This is a genomic window from Sabulicella rubraurantiaca, assembly GCF_017355885.1.
GTDB classification, from domain to species: Bacteria; Pseudomonadota; Alphaproteobacteria; order Acetobacterales; family Acetobacteraceae; genus Roseococcus; species Roseococcus rubraurantiacus.
The window spans coordinates 1-20,169 of the sequence record NZ_JAFEUU010000021.1; the positions used below are offsets into that span (position 1 = coordinate 1).

The following is a 20,169-nucleotide window of genomic DNA, read 5'->3' on the forward strand; positions in this document are numbered from 1 at the left end:
ACCCGCAGATCCTCCGACAAGGTCTTCGCCATGCCTTCTGCCTCCGCTCAGCAGAAAGGGTGAATCAGATCACCCCCGCGTCGGGGAAGCGCTTTCGCGAATCAGCTCGAACAGAATTTGCTCTAGCGGTCTCAAGTTAAGCGCATGACCTCTATCCGTGATTCTCTGCGTCTCGGCTGGGCCTACACCGTCGTGCGGGACGGAGGGGCCTGTCGGTCGCGCCTTAGCTTAGAGGCCGTGGTCCAGGTGCGGCAACGAGGCGCGGGCAGCAGCGTTGCGCCAATGCCCTTATAGGAGGAACAACCATGCTCAAGGCCGCCCTCACCGCCGCCCTCGCGCTCAGCTTGGCCGCGCCCGCCGCCCTGGCGCAAACCAGCGCCCCCAGCACGACAACGGCTCCCGCGGCCATGGCCCAGGGTCAGTTCCGGGCCAAGGCGATCATCGACCGCGATGTGCGAAGCTCCGACGGACACAATGTCGGCGAGGTGGAGGACATGATCCTTGATGCGCAGGGACGCGTGGTGGGTGTTGTCGTGGAGGTTGACCGTGGCCTCCTGCGCAGCGACCGCCACGTGATGATCCCCTTCGACCGCATTCGTATGGGTGAGAACCGCCGCGTGGAACTGCCCATGACCCGCGACGAGGTGCGGGCCATGCCGGGCTTTGACTACCGCGACTGATCCCGCAGCGATCCGGATGCGCCGGTGCCGCGGCTCCCTCCTACAGAGAGGGATTGTCGCGGTACTGAACACTCGTGACGGCCGCAGGCCGAAGCGCCAGGTCCCTTCCGCAAGGAAGGGGCCGAGGTGCGATCAGCGCCAGCATCCTTCAAGGCCCCATGAAGTCGCGGCGGCCGGCCCGCCCGGTCAGAGCGGTTCCCCTGCGCCGGTGCCAGAATGCGGAGTGGGGAAAGTCCATCCTTCGCCGCGCGCCGTGCTGACGTATTCCGGCCAGCGGAGGTCCACCGGCGGATCGAAATCGGGCGGCAGCAGCGGGCCAACCCAGCGCGAGCCGCCGATGCCGCTTGTGCGCTCCCGGAACTCGGCCTGGGCGGCGGCCAGTGACTCCGGCAGGGTCGCCAGATCCACCAGCGTCAGCGCCATGGTCTTCGCGGCGACGAACATTCCAGGGTCCACGGCGGCCGACAGGCCACCCAGCGCATTGTAGGCCCAGGCCGGGTAGGCATAGCCGGGCGAGGGCGGGCGAAGCCGGGGCCGCGCCGCCAGCAGCCGGACGGTCGGCGCGTGCCAGCAGAACTCCACATAGTCGTCCGCGCTGAGATGCTTCTGCCAGGAGGGCAGGCCAGCGCGCAGCCGCGCCTCGAACGCCTCGGGCGGCGTGAGGCGGGACACATCGGCGAGGAAGGGATCTTCCATCGGTTCGAGCCCGAGCTCGCGCTGCATCTGTCGGCCGAACTCCAGCGCCTCCTCGCCATAGCGCGGCGCGCCGACGGCCTGGAGGTTCTTCCACGTGAGATCGGTCAGCACCGTGTTCGGCACCCCGACCCGCGTCTTCGTCACCCAGCGCACGAAGGCGCGGCAGCCCGTGATGCCCGCGACATGGCGCGCATTATTCGCCAGCACGCGCCAGATCTGTTCCTGGATGCCGAGCGACGAGGACCGCCAGGAATACTGGATCTGCGAGAAACGCGGCGTGAGGTTGTCCGAGGTCGCGCCAGCGTCGCCGAGGACGTGCTCGTTCAGCGTCCAGGAGCCGGCGGAGGGAAACATCGCTTCCTTGGTGTACTTGGTCGTGGTGTACATGAGGCAGAGCGCGTCCAGCGCGCCCGGGCAGCGCGCGGCGGCATGCGCGCCCTCGATCGGCATCAGCGAGGGATCGATCCACTGCTCCGGCGCATCGGCCTCGAAGGTGATGACGGCGCTCCAATAGGCGCCGAAATGCGTCTCCGAAGTCACGGTGTTGGAGGCCCAAGGGTGCCATACCACCGCCGCGTCCAGCCCGTCATAATATCCCTTGGCGGCGTGGATCGGCTTGGAGCCGCAGACCTTCTCCGCAGGCTCGCCGAACAGCTTCAGCGTGCCCGCGACGCCATGGGCCTCCATCGCCGCCTTGGTCCCCAGCATGGCGGCGAGAGACGCGGTGCCGAGGACGGAATGCGGGTCGGTATGCCCTGCGGCATAGGGATGCACGCCCTCCCGCGGCGCCTGGCGCGGCACCACCTGCTGGGAGTTGCCGGGCACCGCGTCATACTCGGAGAAACCGGCCAGCACCGGCCCGCCCTTGCCCCATGTCGCGACGAAGGCGGTCGGCATGCCGCCTGAGCCTTCCTCCACCTCAAAGCCCTCGGCGCGCAGCAGCTCCACATAGTCGCGTGCGGAGCGGTACTCGCGCCAAGCGGGCTCCGCATGGGACCAGATCCGCGCATTGAAGGCGGAGAGGCGGCCCTGATTGGCGGTGATCCACTCCAGCGCATGGGCGCGGACGGCGTCGTTCTGCTGCATCATCTTGGTTCCGGTCATGCGCGGCGGACACTCCAGAAGGTGGCGAAGCCATCCAGCACGCCAGTCAGGCTGGAGCGGTAGGCCGTGGGCTGCATGTACTGGCCGAGCGGGTAGAAGGGCACCTCCCGCATCGCCTCGAGCTGGATGTCCTGGCAGATCTGCTTCTGCGCCGCCTCGTCCGGGGCGCGGAACCAGGCCTCGCGCAGCTCCTCGATGCGCGGCATGGTGGCCCAGCCGGCATAGCCCGCCTCTCCATTGCCGCGCAGCGCGATGTGGCCGGCGGGGTTCAGCCAGTCGGTGCCTGACCAGTTGGTGATGAAGGCACTCCAGCCGCCCTCCGATACCGGACCCTTGCGGTTGCGCCTCTGCAGCATGGCGTTGAACTCGACGGCATAGACCTCGACGTTCATGCCGACGCGCTTCAGCATGTCCTCGGCCACTGCGCCCTGCGCCATCAGCGCCGTGGAGTTGGACGGCACCATCAACAGCACCGTCTCGCCACGATAGCCCGCTCTCCGCAGCGCCTCCCGCACCCTGTCGTAATGGCGTGGGCCACGCAGCGGGTCGAGCCCGGCCTCGGAGGCCATGGGCGTGCCGGGGGAAAAGAAGCCGAGCGGGACGTGATAGAGCGAAGTCTCGTTCGGCCCGACCAGCGCGTGCATGTAGTCCGTCTGGTTCACGGCGCCCCAGAGCGCGCGGCGGATCTCCGGATTGTTGAAGGGCGGCTGCAGGTGGTTCACGCGCATCATCGCCACGAAGCCGGTGGGGTCGAGCACGCGCACCTGCACGTTGCGCGCGCGGCGCAACAGCGGCAGCTGGTCGTGATAGGCGTATTCCTGCCAGTCCTGCTCGCCCGCCAGCAGGGCAGAGGTGGCGGTGGAGGCATCGGGCATGCTGCGCCATTCGACGCGGTCGAAATGCACGATCTTCGGGCCGGAGGTCCAGGAAAGCGCCCCGTCCCTGCGTGGAACGTAGCCCTCGAACTTCGTGTAGACGTTGAGCGAACCCGGAACGCGCTCATCCGCCTTGAAGCGGAACGGCCCGCTGCCGATCAGCTCCGGCACCTGGGCGAAGGGGTCAGTGTTCGCCAGCCGCTCCGGCATCATGGCGCAGACCGGCACGGAGGCCTTGCCCAGCGCGATCGGAAGCAGCGGGAAAGGGCGCTTCAGACGGAAGCGGATGGTGCGGTCATCCGGCGCGGAGAGTTCATCCGCCGCCTCCATCAGCGACCCGCCGAAGGGATCGCGCCGAGCCCAGCGCCGGATGCTGGCCACGCAGTCGCGTGCCGCCACCCTTTCGCCATCGTGCCAGCGCAGGCCTTCGCGCAGCGTCAGGTCCCAGCGCTTGCCGTCATCCTCGATGCGGTGGCCATCCACCATCTGCGGCGTGGCCTGGAAGGAGCCATCCATGCCGTAGAGCGTGTCGAACACCATGTAGCCGTGGTTGCGGCTGATATAGGCCGTGGTGGTGACCGGATCGAGCGTCACCAAATCCTGCTGCGGCGTGAAGCGCAGAGTGCTGGCGGATTGCGCCCGGACCAGAGCGGGACCGGCGGCCGAGGCCGCAAGTCCGGCGCCCACACTCTTCATCAAGGTGCGTCGTTGCATGCTGCAAGCCTCCCCTAGGCGCATCCGGTGCTTTGGCGAGCAGGATGCAGTGGGCGTAAGCGTGCGCGCCTTCGAGTGAAGCGCGCAAGCCCTCGAGGCAAAGCGGCGCTCCTCAGTCTACCGTGGCGCCGGATGCGCGGATGATGGGAGTCCAGGCTGCGAGCTCCTCACGCACGAAGCGCTGGGCATCCTCGAGGAAGTGACGCCCTGGCGCAGTCGCGGTTTCGGCATAGCGGCGCGCGACCTCTGGCGCTTCCAGCGCCTCACGGGTCGCCGTGGCGAGCTGCTCCAGAATCGGGCGCGGCGTGCGCGCGGGCGCGGCGATGCCGGACCACCCATCCACCACCAGATCGCCAAATCCCAGTTCGCGGAAGGTCGGAATATCCGGAAAGGCAGGGATGCGCTCGGGCCAGCTATGCGCCAGCGGGCGCAGCATGCCGCTGCGGATGTTGGCGCTGGCTGCCGTCAGGCTATCCACCATCATCGGCAGAACTCCGCCCGCGACATCCGTCGCGATCTGCGCGGCACCGCGATAGGGGACATGGGTCATCGAGATGCCGGCGGCCTGCAAGAATCGCACCATGACGAGATGCGGCATGGAGCCGACGCCGGCGCTGCCATAACTCAAGGCATCCGGCCGGCGCCGCGCCTCTGCCACAAGATCCGCCAGCGTGCGGATCGGCAGGTCGGGGCGAACCAGGATCAGGTAGGGCGTGCTCATCACCATGGCGACGTGTGCGAAGTCCTGGTCAGGGTCCCAGGTCACCCTTTCGCCATAGAGCACCTTCCCCACCACCATCGCGCTGATCACGGAGAGCACGAGGGTGTAGCCGTCGGGCGCCGCGCGCGCGACCTGGCCGGTCCCGAGCGTCGCCCCCGCGCCCGGGCGATTCTCCACCACCACTGTCTGGCCGATCCGGCGCGAAACCTCGGCCATCAGGATGCGTGCGATGATGTCGGTGGTGCCGCCCGGTGCGAAGGGGACGATGAAGCGGATCGGCTGTGCCCGCGGCCAGGCCGGCGCGGATTGCGCCCGGACCAGCGTCGGTGCCGCGAGGTTGGAGAGCGCGGCGAGGCCAAGGCCGCGGCGGGGGATCCTCATGGCTTGTCGTTCCTCAGGGAATACCGGCGGCCAAGCCATCGCGCTGCGGATCGGCGCCGCCTTCGAGGCGCCCCTCCCACATGGCGATGCCGTGCACGGCGGCGAAGGGATAGCTGGCGGGCGAGCGGCGCACCTCGTAGCCCATCGCCTCCAGCGCCTGCTGCGTGGCGCGGGGGATGCGGTTGCCGATGTCCAATGCGTCGCTGGTGGCGCTGAAGCGAGGGGCCTGCACCGACTCCTGCATCGTCATGCCGAAATCGAGCAGGTTCACCAGGGCCTGCAGGATGGCGATGGGAATCCATGCGCCACCGGGTGCACCCAGCGTGGCGACCGGCTTGCCTTGCTCCAGCACGATGCTGGGCGACATGGAGGAGAAGCGCCGCTTGCCCGGCGCGATGGATCCTGCGCGGCCCGGGCGCGGGTCGTACCAGTTCATGGCTCCGTTCATCATGAAGCCCGTTCCAGGCGGGATCACGCCGGAGGGCAGGCCCAACGTGTGGGTCAGCGAAACCACCATCCCATCCGCATCCACGCAGGAGACGGTGGTGGTGTGCTGGGAATCCGCGCCGACCCGCGGCAACTGAACCTTCTCGCCCGCCCGGATCGCCGCGGCACGCTCCTGCGCATAGGCGTCGGAGAGCATGCGCTCCAGCGGGGGAGGGACAAAGCGCGGGTCGCCGATATGGCGGTCCTTGTCGCGCCCCGCGACCTTCATGGCTTCGGCGACCACCCGCATGTATTCGGGGCTGTTGTGGCCAAGCGCCGTGAGGTCGAACTGCTCCAGGATGCGGAGCATCTGCGCCACCATGATGCCACCCGCAGGCGGCGGCGGCACGGCGATGACGCGGCCGCGGTAGTCCACTTTGAGGGGCGGCTCCGCCTCCGGCTGGAAGCCAGCGAGGTCAGCTGCCGACAGCAGTCCGCCGTGGCGCTCCATGTCGGCAAGGATCCGGCGGGCGATCCCTCCTGTGTAGAAATCCTCCGCGCCCTCCTTCGCGAGGGTGGCGAGCGTCGCAGCGAGGTCCGGATTCCGAACGGTCTCGCCCAGACGTTTGGGCGAACCGTCCGGGCGCAGGTAGAGCCGCGTGCCGTCTTCCGTGAAGGCGAGCTTCTCGCGATAGCTCAGCCGCCCGTAGGCACGCTCGTCGAGCGCGAACATCGACGCGACGTGCGGACGCACCAGCCAGCCTTCGGTGGCCGTGGTGATGGCCGGCTCGAAGAGGCCCGCCCAGCCGAGGCGGCCCCAGCGCCGATGCGCCTCGGCGAAGACACGCAGGATGCCGGGGGTGGTCACGGCAGCATGTCCGAGTTCGTTGACGTGGCCGCGCAGGATGTAGCCGTAGCCATCCGGGCACTCGCCCTGGAAGATGGATTCCCACATCTCTTCGGTGCAGGCGGCGGGGCAGGTGGAGAGGCCGTTCAGCACCAGGTGATCGCCTGTCGCAGGATCGAGGATCTGCAGCACGCCGAGGCCGCCGATTCCGCACATCATCGGGTCCACCACGCCCTGGGTGAGGGCGCAAGCGAGGACGGCATCCAACGAATTGCCGCCGGCCTGGAGGGTGGTGATTCCCGCCTCCACCGCCTCGGGCTGCGGCGCGACAATCATCGCGCGCGGTTCAGGCATTCGCCGTTCGGGTCGAGCCATAGGACTATTCCACCTTGATGCCGCGGCGGCGGATGAAGGCGCCGATCATCTCGCTCTCCGACCGGGCCCGCTGCTGGATGTCGGCGGCCGAACCGGACACCGGCTCCAGCACCGCATCGCGCAGGCGCTGCGTCACGGCGGGGTTGTCCACCACGGCGCGGATGGCGCCGTTCAGCCGTTCCACCACCTGCGCCGGCATGCCGGCCGGGCCGACAAAGGCATACCAGCCCGGCATGGTCACATCCGCCAACCCTGCCTCCCGCAGCGTGGGGACGTCGGGAAGCGCCGGCGAGCGTTCCCTGCCGAGGGTGGCGAGCGGCACGACGCCGCCGCCCTGGATCATGGGGAGGGTGCTGCCGAGCGGGTTCACCATCGAATCGGTGTCGCCCGCGATGATGCTGGTGATCGCCGCGGCGGAGCCGGCGAAGGGCACATGGGTGAGGCGGATCTGCGCACGCTCGGCGATCATCTCCATCGCCAGATGCGTCGAGTTCCCGATGCCGGCGCTGCCGAAGGTCAGGCGCTCCGGCTCGGCGCGGGCGCGCTCGATGAACTGGGGCAAGGTGGTGATGCCGGTGCGACGGCCGGCGACCATCACGAAGGGCGTGTCGGCCACGGGCGCAATCCAGGTGAAGTCGCGCCAGGGATCATAGGGCAGGTTGGGGTAGAGGTTCGGGTTGAAGCTGAAGATGGAGACGCCGCCCAGCAGCATCGCACCACCATCCGGCCGCGAACCCTTCAACGCGTTGATCGAGACGATGCCGTTGGCGCCCGGCCGGTTCTCGACGATGACCGGCCGTCCCAGCTCGCGCGAGAGCGGCTCGGCAATCAGGCGAGCCAGGATGTCGGTCGCACCGCCGGGCGGCTGCGGGATGATGACCCGCACCGGCGAGCTTTCCTGAGCCAGGGCCGGAGTCGCCAGGGCAGCGATCAGCGCGCCGGCGCTGCGGCGCGTCATTGGTGAAGTCATAGGCTTCGTCCTTCCAGGATGCGCAGCATGGGCGCCAAGGCCAGCGCCGCAAAGACGGAAAGAGCAGGAAGCTGCTCTTCCGTGTAGTGGCCTGCGCGGTGCAGCAGGTTCAGGGCGCCGAGGGTGCGCCCGTCCCAACGCACCGGCACGTTCACCGCCCCATCACAGCCGAGCGAGAGGATCAGCTCGTGATCCGGGAAGGCGCGGATGATGTCGTCCCGGTCCCGGCAGATGCGCGGCAGGCCCTGCTCGACGAGCCGCTTGTAGAACTCGGAATCCCGCCGGATCGGCTTCTCGCCCGAGACGGGGTAGGCGTCGGGCCGGCTGCTGTGGAAGCGGCGGCTGACGCCGCGCGCCTCATCCAGCACCAGCACGGTGAAGAGGCGATGGCCGACACTGGCGGCCATCGCCTTGTCCAGCGCCGCCAGGCCAGACTGCGGCTGGCCTGGCGTCGCGAGCGCGGCGGCGACCAGTCGCAGTTCCGCCTCCATGCTCAGCCCACCGTCTGCGAGGCGAGGTCCTTCGGGGCGCGCGTCAGAACCTCGGGCCGTGTGCCCACCACGACCGTGTCGTCGTGGCGGAAGCCGCCCAGGCCCCATTCATAGATGCCCGGCTCCGCCGAATAGACCTCGTTCTCCAGCAGCGGACGGGTGTTGAAGGCCATGTCTGCCGGGAATTCGTGACCGAGCGTGCCCATGCCGTGACCGGTGCGGTGGAGCATGAGGTCCGCGCAGCCAGCCCGCTCGATCACCGCCTGGGCCGCAGCGTCGATGTCGCAGACGGGGCGCCCGGTGACGGCGGCCTCGCACGCGGCCTCGTTCGCGGCGCGCGCCGTCTCGAAGAGGAAGGCCTGGCGATTGTCCGGCTTGCCGCAGAACCACGTGCGCTCATTCTCCACCACCAGCCCGTTCACGCGCGGGATGACGATGTTGACGAGGCCGTGCCCCTTCTCGATCCGCTGCCCCGAGGAGCGGCCATCCCCGTGGGGGGCGCAGCTCGCCGGGCCGGACAGCGTCCAGCAGCGCATGATCTCCAGATGCTCGCCCGGGAAGCGGCGCGCGGATTCTTCCGCCAGGGCCGCGGCCATGGCCATGTCCATCTCCTGCACCAGCCGGCCGGGGCGGATCGCCTCCCGGTAGCGGTCCTGCACCCAGTCGGTGAGTTCCGCGATCTCGCGCAGGAGCTGGATCTCCTCGGGGTGCTTCACCCAGCGCAGGCTCTGACAGCCGGCCGTGGCGCCTTCCAGCTTGAGATGCGGCAGCAGCGCCGTCGCGCGGGCGAGCATGCCGCCCGCCGCATCGGCGCCGATGCGAGCGCGGGAGAGGCCGGCGCGACGCAGGCGGTCGGCCACCATCTCAGGCCATTGCGGCGCCAGCGGCACGCGGCGGCTCAGGCGCGGATGCTCCGCGTAGAACTCCACATCCGTGACCCACAGCTTCCCCGCCTCGATGCCGAAGCGCCAGTGATTGGTCGAAAGCTCGTTCAGGATGGCGAAGGGCTCGCCGTTGCGCGGCACGATGCAGAGGATGGGGCGCTCCCAGGTCTGCACGTCGGTCGCAAAATTGGTCGCGAACTGAAAGAAATCCGCTTGGGTGAAGGCGAGGGCATCGTAGCCCTCGCGATCCATCAGGGCGTGCATAAGCCCGAGGCGATAGTCACGGATGGCGGTGCTGAGGATGGCCATGTGGCGTGCTCCAGTGGGGTTTGATGTGGTCAGCCGAGACGCAGGCCGCGGCTGCGGATGAAACCGCCCCAGACCTCGCTGTCGCGCTCGAAGCTCTCGCGGATGGTAGCAGGGCTGCCCGCGATCGGATCAAGATAGAGGTCCCGGAAGCGCTGGCGGACGGTTGCGTCGTGGAGCGCCTTTTGCAGCGCGGCGTTCAGGCGCTGCACTGGCTCCTCCGGCATCCCGGCCGGGCCGACGAGCGCGTACCAGCCCGGCATCCTTGGTGCCTGCAGCCCGGCTTCACGGAGCGTGGGCACGTCGGGCAGATCCGGCGCACGCCTCTCGAGCAGCACGGCGAGGGGAATGACAGCGCCCTGGCGAACATGGGGCAGCAGGCTGCCCATCACGCTGAGCATGGTGTCCGTCTCACCAGAAAGCAGGCTGTTGAGGGGCGAGACCGCGCTGTAGGGGACGTGGGTCAGCCGGATATCCGCAGCCGCCGCCACCATCTCCATGGCGAGATGGGTGGAGTTGCCGTTGCCAGCGCTGGCGAAGGTCAACTCGCCCGGCCGGGCCCTGGCCCGCTGGAGGAATTGCGCCACGGAGGTGATGCCGCTCTGCTTGCTGGCCACCAGCATGAAGGGTGTGTCCACGACGGGCGCGATATAGGTGAAGTCCCGTGCAGGGTCGTAGGCGAGGCTCGGGTAGAGGAAGGGATTGAAGGCGAACATCGATACGCCGGAGAGCAGGACCGCGTGTCCGTCCGGGCGCTGCTGCTTCAGGTAGGAGGCTGCGACATTGCCATTCGCCCCGCCCCGATTCTCGATGACGACCGGTTGCCCGAGGTCACGCGCCATCGGCTCGGCGATCAGGCGGGCGACGGTGTCCGTCAGGGTTCCGGCGGCGAGCGGCACAACCAGCCGGATTGGCTGGGCCGGGAAGCCTGTGGCGGACTGGGCGAAGGAGGCGCGGCTGGCGCCGAAGGCCGCCGTCGCGGCGGCTCCGGCAAAGGTCCGGCCGAATTCACGCCTGTCCATGATGCTGCGTCCTTGTGCTGATCATCGGGACCCTTCCGGGGCCGACTAGGCTGTCAACAAAAAACAGACTGGACTGTTTGTAAAAAGGGATCAAGATCAACTTCGCCGACGCGATGCACCATGGTCGGACGCGCACAGGCGTGGCTCAGGGAGCGCGACGGATGGACAGGACCTTGGCGGACGAAGCGCCCGGCACGACACCGGAAGCGCAGCCGGAGGCCGGTGCCGGCAAGCAGGCTCGCCGTTCCGCCACGATGCGGCGGCGCTTGTGCGAAGCTGCCTTGGATGTGCTGTGCGAGGTCGGCTACGAGTCCCTCACGACTCCCATGATCGCGGCGCGCGCGGGCGTCTCCCGTGGGGCGCAGACGCATCACTTCGCCACCAAGACCGACATGTTGGTGGGTGCCTTCGAGCATCTGCTCCATGGCTGGGACGAGGCACGCCATGCGGCCTTTGGCGGCCGAAACCTCGGTGAGGTGCCCTTCGAAGACTATCTCCGCTTCGTCTGGCGGGAGATCTTCAGCAAGCCGAGCTACGTCGCGGCGCTGGAGCTGATGCTGGCCGCGCGGGTGGACAAGGAGCTTGGCGACAGGCTGCGCCGGGCGCTCGACTCACCGGCGAGCCAGCGAAATCTTCGCTGGCGTCAGCTGCTGCGCTTTCCCGATGTGCAGAAGGAGGAGCAGTTCCAGTACATGACGCTCTGCCTCCTTCGCGGCATGGCCATCCACGCGAGCTTCAACCGAAGCGACGACGTGAACGAGGCTGTTCTCGATGCCTGGATCGAGTTGGCGGAAAAGATCATCGCCGTGGAAAGACCCGAGAGCGGTGTCGTGGCCGCAGCGAAGGAACGGCGTCGCAAACCCGCGGGATAGTTGGCTTGGGTTGAGCTTCGAGGCCACGTAGGTAAAGCGCCCAGGGCTATGCCTGGCTCACGCCCGTCGCCGGGCAGCGAGCAGAGCGGCCACTGCGCCGACGGCAGCGAGCCCCCCGAGCGTGGCCAGGTCCAGCGTCCGTGCCGGGGGAATGCCCTTGCGGGCCAGCCACCCGCCGCTGACGCCGGTGCCAACGGGAGTCGGATGCAGCACCGCCCCCTCGCCACGCGGTGCCGGCAGGGCGCGCCGCAGGGCGAAACGGATGGCGGCGCCCATCAGGCGCTCGGTCGGGCCGCGCGCCAGGGTGTAGCTGAACTGGGCCGCACGGGCTGGCCATCCCACGGCGGTTTCGTCGCGTGGCGCACGGGCAAGGCGCACGAAGGCCTTCGCCACGTCCTCAGGTGTGTAGAGGTGTGGCCCGGGATCAATCCGCAGACCGGAGAAATTCGCGCCGTGCTCCAGCCCCGGCGTATCGATCATGGAAGGAAAGACCGCGCAGACATGGATGCGTGGGTGGGCTTGCATCTCCTGCCGCAGACTGGCCGAAAGCCCGCGCAGCCCGAACTTCGCCGCCGTGTAAGCCGCGGCGTAGGGGGTGGGCGCCCAGCCGCCCAATGACACGTTGTTGATCAGAGTGCCCTCGCCCTGCCGAAGAAACTGCGCCAGTGCGATGTGTGCGCCATAGAGCGCCGCCAGCAGGTCCACCTCGATCGTCTTGCTGTGGATCTCAAGCGGCGTTTCCGTGAAGGGTCCGAAGGCACCCGTGCCGGCATTGTTGATCCAGACGTCGATGCGCCCGAAGGCGCCGAGTGCGCCCTCTGCCAGCAAGCGCACCGCCTCGGGATCGGTCACGTCCGTCGGGATGGCAACCGCATCGGCGCCGAGGCGGCGGCACTCGGCCGCCACCTCCTCCAGCACGTCGCCGCGCCGTGCGGCGAGGACGACACGGCAGCCTTCGCGTGCGAAGAGTTGCGCCGCGGCGCGTCCGATGCCGCTGGAGGCGCCGGTGATCACCACCACGCGCCCGTGCAGCTTGGTCCGGTCTGGCATGGCCTCCTCCTTCACGCTCACGATGGCTTGCGCCGCGCCATCATCTCCTGCGCCGGGGCACGCAAGAGGGCGGCACGCAACTCCTCGGCGCCGGCCGTCCCGGCCTCCAGCGCCTTCTCCAAATTCTTGCGGTAGCTGTCGGGCATGACGGCCGGCAGCAGCGGCTCGTTCGGGTCCACCACCGCCTCGATCACGACGGGCCCAGGCGTGGCGAGGGCTGCGTCCATCACCGCATCGAGCTGCGCCGGATCGTCCAGATGGAAGCCGCGCCCGCCCATCGCCTCCGCAGCGTGGGCGAAGGAGATGTCGGGCAGGTCGCAGGCGAATTCCGGGTTGCCCAGGAACAGGATCTGCTCCCACTTGATCTGGCCGAGCGTGCCGTTCTTGATCACGAGCACTTTGAGGTCGAGCCGGTGCCGCACGGCGGTGGCGAACTCGCCCATCTGCATCGCGAAGCCGCCATCCCCCACCACGGCGAAGACCGGTCTCCCCGGGAAGGCCAGCCCCGCGGCGATGGCATAGGGCAGCCCGCAGGCCATGGAGGCGAGCAGGCCCGACACACCGAAGGCCTGGCCATCCCGCAGCGAGAGGTAGCGCGCTGTGAGACCAGTGTTGTGCCCGCTATCCGTCGCGACCACGGCGTTGTCCGGCAGGCGTGCAGAAAGCGCGGCGACCGGCGCACCAGGATGCATGGGGCGCCGCATGGAAGTCGCCCCCGCATGCAGCGCGTCGCGCCAGCGCGCCGTCTCCTCCTGCGCCGCAGCCAGGAAGGAGCGGTCCTCCTTGCGACCGAGCCGGGTGTTCAGGGCCTCGAGCACCGCCTGCGCGTCGCCCACCAGCCCCACCTCCGCCGGATGGCGCAGCGAGATGTGCAGCGGGTCGAAATCCACCTGTATGCAGCGTGCCTGGCCCGGCTTCGGGTAGTACTCGATGTAGGGGAAGGTGCTGCCCACGATCAGCAGCGCGTCGCAGCCCTGCATCGCCTTCTCGGTGCCGAAGGTGCCGTAGAGCCCGATGCCGCCGGTGCTGAAGGGGTGGTCGTCCGGCAGTACGGCCTTGCCCAGCAGCGCCTTGGCCACCGGCGCGGCCAGAAGCTCCGCGGTCCGCTCGAGCTCTGCCCGGGCGGAGGCCGCCCCGCGTCCGGCGAGGATGGCAACGCGCGAGGCGCCGTTCAGGATCTCCGCCGCGCGGTCCAGCTCCTCCGGGCGCGGCACGATCAGCGCGCCGCCCATGGCCGTGGAGACAGGGTGCGGCTTGTTGCGGGGCGAGGGATGCTCCTCGGAGAGTGGTTCCTCCTGCACGTCCACCGGCAGCGAGAGATGCGCCACCCCGCGGCGGGCCAGCGCCGCACGGCAGGCAAGCGAGGCGACGTTTTCCACATGCGCCGCACCCATCACGCGGGCGTTGAACACGGTGACGTCCTGGAACAGCTTGTCCATGTCCACGTCCTGCTGCGTCATGGTGCCCAGAAGGTCGTGGTACTGCATCCCGGTGATAGCCAGCACGGGCGCCTTGTCCAGCTTGGCGTCGTAGAGCCCGTTGAGCAGGTGGATGCCTCCGGGGCCGGAGGTGGCAAGGCAGCAGCCGATCCGCCCGGTCCACTTGGCCCAGGCGGTGGCCATGAAGGCGGCGCTCTCCTCATGCATCACGTGGATGAAGCGGATGCGGTCCTGGCGGGTGCGCAGCGCCTCCATGATGCCGTTGATACCGTCGCCGGCCAGGCCGAAGATCGTGTCCACCCCCCAGGCTTCCAGCGTATCGAGGAGGATCTCAGCGGTCTTCGTCATGGTGCAACCTCAACTCCGGCCAGGATGGAGGCCCGCCCAACGCAAGACCGCCACAGCGTCGTCATGGGTGGCGAAATCCCCGTCCGGACAAGCGATGCCGAGGACCACAGGCTGGGCCGGAGCTATGGTAGGCGGCAAGGCGAGCGGCGGTGGCCACGCCGGCGGGACGTGCGGGGCACCGATGGCAGCGCAGCTTGGGGTAATCATGGATAAGCTGCTCGCTTGGGAATTCGTTGCGAACGCCCGCCGCGGCGGCGGGTTGGGCCCGGCCTTCCAGGATGCAGTACGATCGCCAGCGAAGAGCCCCGGGCGGTGGGCTACGCGGGGCGCGTGACGCGCCGTCCGCAGCCTTGCTTGCCGCAAAAGCATTCCGCACCGAAGGTGAGGCAAAACCAGAGGGAGGTGCGGTTTGGATTTATCGTCGGTCGGTGAATGGGTCTCCGAGCACGCCCGCGCCTACCTGCCGCATCTGCGGGACCTTTCCATCGCCTATGCGCTGGCCCTCATCATCGGATGGAACCGCGAGCGCGAGGAGCGGAGCGCCGGGCTGCGGACTTTTCCGCTCGTCGCCATCGCAAGCTGCGGCTTCGTGCAGGCGACGGAGACGGCGCTGGGCGCCAGTCCCGAGGCCATGGCGCGCGTCGTCGAAGGTATCATAACGGGCATCGGCTTCATCGGGGCAGGAGCCATCATGAAGGGCGGCGACGAGGTGCGCGGCACCGCGACGGCGGCCAGCATCTGGGCCACGGGGGCCATGGGGGCGGCTGTGGCGCTCGGCAGCTACCACGTGGCCGTTGCGCTCTGCCTTTTCACCGCAGTGACCCTTTACCTCCTCACGCCATTGAAGCCCGGCGGGAGGTGAGGGTGGGCCGCGCACCGCGGTCGGCTGCACCTGCTCGAGCGCCGCCTGCGGGTACGTAGAGGGGCCGTACGCCCTGTGAGGCCAGAACGGCACGCGGAGAATGGCTTTTTCGCCACCGCGCCTGGGAGCGAATGCGGCTTCGGTGGGGCGTATCTCCACCCGTTGTTTGGCGTTGAGCGGAGACGGAGAAGAAGGTCGCCATCATGCTCGCTGGCTCCCATCTTGGCACTCGCCGCGCCTCGAACGGCCATTGGCTCGCTGCTGTTGCACTTGCCCTCCTAGCCTCGGGGGCAGCCTTGGCGCAGGCACCGTCGGGCGCGCCCGCGGAACGCCGCGGCGCAACCGGCGACGCGGGAAGTCCTGCGTTGCCGCAGGCCCAGACCATCACGCCGCAGCTGCAGGAGATCCCCCGCTCTGGCGTGATCCAGCCACCGGCTGGCGTCGACCCGGAAATCCGGCAGTCCACCGTCCCCGAGCCGAACCCGCGCACCACGCCTGTGATCCCACCTCCGGGGCCCCCTCAAGGACAGCCGCCGGCCCAGCGCTGAGGGCGGGCCTGCGCGGCACCACGCCAGGCATGCTGAAGCGCCTCTTTCCATCGTTCCAACGGATCTGCGCGAAGGCCAGCGTCGGTACCCTGCGCCGATCTGGAGCGCACCGGCTTCAACTTGGGCCGGCGCGTGGGCCGCATGCAGCTTTGGATGCAATGCAACAGAAGAGGAGCCGCAGGCTTGCAGGGCGGCGTAGCGCTGGCGACGCAGGCAGTCTGGAGAGGCTGAAAGGGGAGGGGCAAAACGGGTGGCATCACATGGCCAAGGCGTGTCAGGTTTCCACGGTCCACTGAGACTCAAGAAATCAGGGAGAGACCGTCCATGTCACCGAGCCGCCGTTTCCTGTTGCGCGGCGCGGCTGCCCAGGGCGCCGCGCTTCTTCTTGCAGCCCCGGCCTTGGCCCAGCGCGAGGCCCCGACAGGCCGCTACCCCGACCCGTCCGTCGAGATCCTGGACCCCTCCTTCGGGCGCTATCGTCTGGCCCTCGCTGCTGTTGAGCGCTTGGCCACAGGTTTCCGGTGGAGCGAGGGGCCGGCTTGGTTCGGCGACCAACGCTGCCTGATCTGGTCCGATATCCCGAACAATCGCCTGATGCGGTGGCACGAGACCACCGGCCGCGTGGACGTGTTCCGCGACCCGGCCAACAACAGCAACGGCAACACCCGCGACCGCCAGGGCCGGCTGATCACCTGCGAGCACCTGACGCGCCGCGTCACGCGCACCGAGCTTGATGGCCGCATCACCGTCATCGCCGACCGCTTCGAGGGCAAGCCGCTCAACAGCCCCAACGACGTGGTGGTGCGGAGCGACGGCTCCATCTGGTTCACCGATCCGCCCTTCGGCATCCTTGGCTTCTACGAAGGTGAGACCGCCCAGCCGGAACTGCCGACCAACATCTACCGTGTGGACGCCGCCAGCGGTCGCGTGACCGTGGCGACCGGTGACGTCAACCGCCCCAACGGCCTCGCCTTCTCGCCGGATGAGCGCACGCTCTACGTCGTGGAGGCAGCCGCCAATCCGCGCGTGATCCGTGCCTTCGACGTCGGGGAGGATGGGCGGCTGTCCAACAACCGCGTCTTCTTCCAGTGCCGCGACGGCGAGACGCCGGATGGCTTCCGCGTGGACGTGGATGGCAATCTCTGGTGCGGCTGGGGCATGGGCACCCCCGAGCTGGATGGCGTCCGCATCCTCAACAAGGATGGCGCACCGATCGGGCACATCCGTCTGCCCGAGCGCTGCGCGAACGTCGCCTTCGGCGGACGGCACCGCAACCGCTTGTTCATGACGGCGAGCCGATCGCTCTACAGCCTCTACGTGAACACGCAGGGGCTGCCATACGGCTGACGGCTGGGCGTCCCCGTAGCGGAGTCTGCCCGATGGCTTGCGCCGGAGAGCCACGCGGGGCAGCGTCCCCACGTGGAGGCAATCGGACGCATGGCAAGACAGCTTTACGAGCTTTGTGGGACGGATCCGGCACGGGTGTTCAGCCCTTATTGCTGGCGCATTCGAATGGCGCTCGCCCACAAGGGACTGGAATTCGAAAGCATTCCCTGGCGCTTCACCGAAACGGAGCGCCTTGCCTTCGCGAATCACTCGCTGGTCCCGGTGCTGGTGGATGGCGAGCGGGTGGTGGCCGATTCCTGGGCCATCGCCCTGCATCTCGAGGAGACCTACCCGCAGGCAGCCGCGCTGTTCCGGGGCGACCCCGACACCTACCGCTTCGTGGTGGCCTGGAATGACAGCATCGTGCAGGCGGGGCTCGCACGTCTCATCGTGTCGGACATCCCGTCGCTACTGGGTGACGCGGAGCGCGCCTACTTCATCGAGAGCCGTGAGAAGCGGTTCGGCCGCCCACTCCACGAAGTGACCGCCGGACGGGAGGAAAGGCTGCCGGAGTTCCGCGCGTCCTTGCTGCCACTCCGCGTGGCGCTGAAATCCGCATCCTTCCTTGGGGGCTCGACGCCCGATTATGCCGACTACGTGGTGTTCGGGTCCTTCATGTGGGCGCGAAGCGTGAGCCCCCTGCGGATCCTGGAAGCGGAGGATACAGTCTACGCGTGGCGCGAGAGGATGCTCGACCTGTACGGAGGCATGGCGCGCAATGCGCCCTGCTTCGGCGCGTGAAGCTGGGAACAGCATCATGAGCCAGGGCACATCCGGCCCAGCAGCCGCTCTGACCGGGATCCGCGCCTGCGTCTTCGACGCCTATGGCACGCTTTTCGACTTCGCCACGGCCGCGGCCGGCTGCGCGGAGATTCCGGAGGACCGGAGGGCGGCCCTCACGAACCTCTGGCGTGACAAGCAGCTTCAGTACTCCTGGCTTCGCGCCCTGCAGGGTGCCTATGTCCCCTTCTGGCAGGTGACGGGCGACGCACTGGATCATGCGCTGGAGACCCTCGGCCTCGCAGGGGATGATGGTCTTCGGGAGCGGCTCCTCGATCTGTACAGGACGCTCGGCTGCTTCCCGGAGGTACCGTCGGTGCTGGAGGCCTTGCGGCGGGCAGGGTTGGTGACGGCCATCCTTTCCAACGGGTCGTCCGACATGCTGTCGAGCGCCGTGGAGGGGGCAGGGCTTTCCGGGGCCTTCGACGCTGTCCTGTCCGTGGACGAGGTGAAGACCTTCAAGCCGGATCGTCGCGTCTACCAGCTGGCCGTGGACCGCCTCGGCGTATCCGCAGACGCCATTTGTTTCCTGTCGTCCAATGCCTGGGACGCCCACGCCGCCGCGGCCTTCGGCATGCGGGTCATCTGGTGCAACCGCTATGGGCAGCGGAGGGACAGGCTGCCGGGTGTGCCCTGGCGCGAGATCCGCACCCTGGCCGAATTGCCGCCGCTTCTTGAGAGGCCGCAATGATCCTGCCGGAACTCCGCGAGGCCCCTACTTAGCCTTACAGCCTAGTCCCACAGCGCGAAGACCTCACGCCGCGTCGCGATGTCCATGCCGGCCCGGTAGCGCAGGCGCAACTGCGCCATCGCCTCGGCGGCGGTCAGGTCGCGGTCCTGTGGACGGAAGATGCGCGAATTGGCAGCGATCGCGGGGGCGGCGATCACTTCGCTTGCCGGCCGCGTCGGCTCCCTGCGCGCTGCGTCGAGGAGGCGCAGGCCGCCCTGCGTGCCCAGCACATGCATCGCATAGAGTGCGTCGGGCGTGGCTTCGCTGCCAAAGCGGCCACGGAAGCGCGCGGCGTTGAAGCGGGCGGTTTCGGCCGCCAAGGAGGCGGCGAGGAGCGCGTCGTCGCGCATGTCCAGGACCAGCGACAACTCCTCCTTCGACGCCATGCTGAACCGGCCCTGGCGATGGGTGATCCGACTGGCGAGCTCACCCAGCCCGTGGGCATGACCGAAGCGGCGCATGGCGAGGAGCCAGGACTGCTCGGTGAACTGCATGAGCCCCGCTGCGGAGGAGCGGCCGTTGCGGGCCGAGGCACGCAGGCTGCTCTCGCTGGCGGCGAAGGCAAGGATGATGCTGCGGTCGATGCCGGTCTGGGCCGCCGCTACCTGGACGGCACCCTCGATCTCGGCCAGCGCGCTGCCCCCGCGAGGGCTCGGGCGGGCCGCTGGGGCGGCAGGGTAGGGAGGGGGGGCGTGCTGCGGGGTGGCGGCGGCCACTTCGGGCCGTGGCGCGGAAGCAGGCGCTTCCCGGATCGCGAGCGGCCATTCGCGCAAGGCGTACCCGGCGGCGAAGCCCAGGGGCAGCACGGCCAGGCAAAGGGCCATCAGGGTCCGGGGCTGGAGCAGCCGGTCGGTGGGGCGGTGGATGTTCTGCATTCTTTCTCCTGCGCGATGTGGTTCGCGCGGAGGGGTCGGGCAAGACCCATGCCTCTTCAGGAATCCGATGCCCCTGCGGAAGCTAGCGTTGCCTGAGGCCGGACGCGCTCGCGGCGCGGTACAGGGGAGAAGGGGCGGCTGACGTCTCGCAGGTCCAAGCGGTGCCGAATGGCGTGTCTTCCGCAACTGCTCCGAAGCTGCGGCGCAGCGCCTCTTCATCGCCTGGATGATCCGTAATTCCCCTCTTCACGGACGCCATCGCCGGGTGCGATTGCCACTCAGCCTGGGTCCGAATGGCCTATGCTGGGGGATGAGAAATTGCGCATTCAGCGTTATTTGATCGTGGCAGCCGCCTTGGCGCTTGGAGCTTGTGCAAGCGCGGAATGGCATCAGGAAAACGATGCCTGCACCGCCATCTATCTTCGGGAAATCCCGCCCGATTTCCACACGCGCCCCGTGACCCGGACCCGGATGGTCTCGGTCCCGACCGGTGGAATGAACTGCAGGACCACGGGATCCGGCAACCAGACGAACACGAGCTGCACGCCGGTCACGCGCATGGAAAGCGTCCCCTATACCGAATGGGTGCAGGAAGACCTGAACCGCCCGCAGCGTCAGGCTGCAATCGACGCCTGCCGGATTTCGGCCTGCCTGAACCGCTTCGGCAATGCAGAGTGCCGTCCCGCCCGTTCGCAGGCACCTGCCCCCGCGCCTATCCCTCAGCCGGCGCGGGCACCGGCGGAGCCCAGCTAGACCGGAACCGGGCGGTCACCTTCGGCGCCGATGA

Annotated in this window: 18 protein-coding genes; 7 read left to right on the top strand and 11 right to left on the bottom strand. The window is 68.6% G+C overall.

The window, feature by feature from the left end:
* The first annotated feature begins 305 nt into the window (after positions 1-305).
* Positions 306-680, top strand: coding sequence for a PRC-barrel domain-containing protein (locus tag JTJ31_RS21770; protein ID WP_207540856.1), 375 nt, complete (start codon positions 306-308; stop codon positions 678-680).
* 186 nt (positions 681-866) lie between these two features.
* On the opposite strand, the gene JTJ31_RS21775 is transcribed toward JTJ31_RS21770, so the two are convergent.
* From JTJ31_RS21775 to JTJ31_RS21810, 8 genes are all read right to left on the bottom strand, one after another.
* Positions 867-2,480: a zinc-binding metallopeptidase family protein gene (locus tag JTJ31_RS21775; RefSeq protein ID WP_236020526.1), complete on the bottom strand. Its 1,614-nt coding sequence runs from the start codon at positions 2,478-2,480 to the stop codon at positions 867-869.
* On the bottom strand, positions 2,477-4,069 hold the full coding sequence (locus tag JTJ31_RS21780; RefSeq protein WP_207540857.1) for an ABC transporter substrate-binding protein: 1,593 nt from the start codon (positions 4,067-4,069) through the stop codon (positions 2,477-2,479). The genes JTJ31_RS21775 and JTJ31_RS21780 overlap by 4 nt, the downstream gene beginning before the upstream one ends.
* Positions 4,070-4,181: 112 nt before the next feature.
* Positions 4,182-5,171 (bottom strand): Bug family tripartite tricarboxylate transporter substrate binding protein, encoded by a 990-nt coding sequence (locus JTJ31_RS21785; RefSeq protein WP_207540858.1) that lies wholly within the window; start codon positions 5,169-5,171, stop codon positions 4,182-4,184.
* Between the two features lie 13 nt (positions 5,172-5,184).
* Complete coding sequence (ggt, locus tag JTJ31_RS21790) at positions 5,185-6,798, bottom strand: gamma-glutamyltransferase (protein ID WP_236020527.1); 1,614 nt, start codon at positions 6,796-6,798, stop codon at positions 5,185-5,187.
* A gap of 25 nt (positions 6,799-6,823) precedes the next feature.
* Positions 6,824-7,777 (bottom strand): Bug family tripartite tricarboxylate transporter substrate binding protein, encoded by a 954-nt coding sequence (locus JTJ31_RS21795; protein ID WP_207540859.1) that lies wholly within the window; start codon positions 7,775-7,777, stop codon positions 6,824-6,826.
* Positions 7,778-7,785: 8 nt separating this feature from the next.
* The gene (locus JTJ31_RS21800) at positions 7,786-8,280 is read right to left on the bottom strand and encodes a GAF domain-containing protein (RefSeq protein ID WP_207540860.1); all 495 of its coding nucleotides are present in this window, start codon (positions 8,278-8,280) and stop codon (positions 7,786-7,788) included.
* 2 nt (positions 8,281-8,282) lie between these two features.
* Positions 8,283-9,473, bottom strand: coding sequence for a M24 family metallopeptidase (locus JTJ31_RS21805; RefSeq protein WP_207540861.1), 1,191 nt, complete (start codon positions 9,471-9,473; stop codon positions 8,283-8,285).
* Positions 9,474-9,502: 29 nt separating this feature from the next.
* Entirely contained in the window at positions 9,503-10,492 is a 990-nt protein-coding gene (locus tag JTJ31_RS21810) for a Bug family tripartite tricarboxylate transporter substrate binding protein (protein WP_207540862.1), read from the bottom strand.
* A gap of 161 nt (positions 10,493-10,653) precedes the next feature.
* Here JTJ31_RS21810 and JTJ31_RS21815 point away from each other — a divergent pair, with 161 nt between their 5' ends.
* Positions 10,654-11,364, top strand: coding sequence for a TetR/AcrR family transcriptional regulator (locus JTJ31_RS21815; protein WP_207540863.1), 711 nt, complete (start codon positions 10,654-10,656; stop codon positions 11,362-11,364).
* A gap of 57 nt (positions 11,365-11,421) precedes the next feature.
* Here the strand turns inward: JTJ31_RS21815 and JTJ31_RS21820 are convergent, their stop codons facing one another.
* Both JTJ31_RS21820 and JTJ31_RS21825 read right to left on the bottom strand, forming a co-directional pair.
* Positions 11,422-12,414: an SDR family oxidoreductase gene (locus JTJ31_RS21820; RefSeq protein ID WP_207540864.1), complete on the bottom strand. Its 993-nt coding sequence runs from the start codon at positions 12,412-12,414 to the stop codon at positions 11,422-11,424.
* 17 nt (positions 12,415-12,431) lie between these two features.
* Positions 12,432-14,201, bottom strand: a complete 1,770-nt coding sequence (locus JTJ31_RS21825) for a thiamine pyrophosphate-dependent enzyme (protein WP_207540865.1) — start codon at positions 14,199-14,201, stop codon at positions 12,432-12,434.
* 409 nt (positions 14,202-14,610) lie between these two features.
* On the opposite strand from JTJ31_RS21825, the gene JTJ31_RS21830 reads away from it, so the two are divergent.
* From JTJ31_RS21830 to JTJ31_RS21845, 4 genes are all read left to right on the top strand, one after another.
* Positions 14,611-15,063 (top strand): MgtC/SapB family protein, encoded by a 453-nt coding sequence (locus tag JTJ31_RS21830; RefSeq protein WP_207540866.1) that lies wholly within the window; start codon positions 14,611-14,613, stop codon positions 15,061-15,063.
* A gap of 872 nt (positions 15,064-15,935) precedes the next feature.
* Positions 15,936-16,958, top strand: coding sequence for an SMP-30/gluconolactonase/LRE family protein (locus JTJ31_RS21835; RefSeq protein ID WP_207540867.1), 1,023 nt, complete (start codon positions 15,936-15,938; stop codon positions 16,956-16,958).
* A 90-nt stretch (positions 16,959-17,048) separates the two neighbouring features.
* Positions 17,049-17,738 (top strand): glutathione S-transferase family protein, encoded by a 690-nt coding sequence (locus JTJ31_RS21840; protein WP_207540868.1) that lies wholly within the window; start codon positions 17,049-17,051, stop codon positions 17,736-17,738.
* 16 nt (positions 17,739-17,754) lie between these two features.
* A complete protein-coding gene (locus JTJ31_RS21845) occupies positions 17,755-18,468 on the top strand; it encodes a haloacid dehalogenase type II (RefSeq protein ID WP_207540869.1) in 714 nt (237 codons plus the stop codon).
* Between the two features lie 41 nt (positions 18,469-18,509).
* On the opposite strand, the gene JTJ31_RS21850 is transcribed toward JTJ31_RS21845, so the two are convergent.
* Positions 18,510-19,382 carry a transglycosylase SLT domain-containing protein gene (locus JTJ31_RS21850; protein WP_207540870.1) on the bottom strand — a complete coding sequence of 291 codons (873 nt, stop codon included), beginning with the start codon at positions 19,380-19,382 and terminating at the stop codon, positions 18,510-18,512.
* 300 nt (positions 19,383-19,682) lie between these two features.
* Between JTJ31_RS21850 and JTJ31_RS21855 the strand changes: the two genes are divergently transcribed.
* Positions 19,683-20,135 carry a hypothetical protein gene (locus tag JTJ31_RS21855; protein WP_207540871.1) on the top strand — a complete coding sequence of 151 codons (453 nt, stop codon included), beginning with the start codon at positions 19,683-19,685 and terminating at the stop codon, positions 20,133-20,135.
* Positions 20,136-20,169 lie beyond the last annotated feature (34 nt).

Bases quoted from the DNA above. Each gene is read 5' to 3' on its own strand.
- JTJ31_RS21800 (WP_207540860.1), bottom strand. From the start codon at position 8,280: ATGGAGGCGGAACTGCGACTGGTCGCCGCCGCGCTCGCGACGCCAGGC.
- JTJ31_RS21825 (WP_207540865.1), bottom strand. From the start codon at position 14,201: ATGACGAAGACCGCTGAGATCCTCCTCGATACGCTGGAAGCCTGGGGG.
- JTJ31_RS21815 (WP_207540863.1), top strand. From the start codon at position 10,654: ATGGACAGGACCTTGGCGGACGAAGCGCCCGGCACGACACCGGAAGCG.
- JTJ31_RS21855 (WP_207540871.1), top strand. From the start codon at position 19,683: ATGCTGGGGGATGAGAAATTGCGCATTCAGCGTTATTTGATCGTGGCA.
- JTJ31_RS21845 (WP_207540869.1), top strand. From the start codon at position 17,755: ATGAGCCAGGGCACATCCGGCCCAGCAGCCGCTCTGACCGGGATCCGC.
- JTJ31_RS21820 (WP_207540864.1), bottom strand. From the start codon at position 12,414: ATGCCAGACCGGACCAAGCTGCACGGGCGCGTGGTGGTGATCACCGGC.
- JTJ31_RS21770 (WP_207540856.1), top strand. From the start codon at position 306: ATGCTCAAGGCCGCCCTCACCGCCGCCCTCGCGCTCAGCTTGGCCGCG.
- JTJ31_RS21835 (WP_207540867.1), top strand. From the start codon at position 15,936: ATGTCACCGAGCCGCCGTTTCCTGTTGCGCGGCGCGGCTGCCCAGGGC.
- JTJ31_RS21810 (WP_207540862.1), bottom strand. From the start codon at position 10,492: ATGGACAGGCGTGAATTCGGCCGGACCTTTGCCGGAGCCGCCGCGACG.
- JTJ31_RS21840 (WP_207540868.1), top strand. From the start codon at position 17,049: ATGGCAAGACAGCTTTACGAGCTTTGTGGGACGGATCCGGCACGGGTG.
- JTJ31_RS21785 (WP_207540858.1), bottom strand. From the start codon at position 5,171: ATGAGGATCCCCCGCCGCGGCCTTGGCCTCGCCGCGCTCTCCAACCTC.
- JTJ31_RS21850 (WP_207540870.1), bottom strand. From the start codon at position 19,382: ATGCAGAACATCCACCGCCCCACCGACCGGCTGCTCCAGCCCCGGACC.
- JTJ31_RS21775 (WP_236020526.1), bottom strand. From the start codon at position 2,480: ATGACCGGAACCAAGATGATGCAGCAGAACGACGCCGTCCGCGCCCAT.
- JTJ31_RS21795 (WP_207540859.1), bottom strand. From the start codon at position 7,777: ATGACGCGCCGCAGCGCCGGCGCGCTGATCGCTGCCCTGGCGACTCCG.
- ggt (WP_236020527.1), bottom strand. From the start codon at position 6,798: ATGCCTGAACCGCGCGCGATGATTGTCGCGCCGCAGCCCGAGGCGGTG.
- JTJ31_RS21780 (WP_207540857.1), bottom strand. From the start codon at position 4,069: ATGCAACGACGCACCTTGATGAAGAGTGTGGGCGCCGGACTTGCGGCC.
- JTJ31_RS21805 (WP_207540861.1), bottom strand. From the start codon at position 9,473: ATGGCCATCCTCAGCACCGCCATCCGTGACTATCGCCTCGGGCTTATG.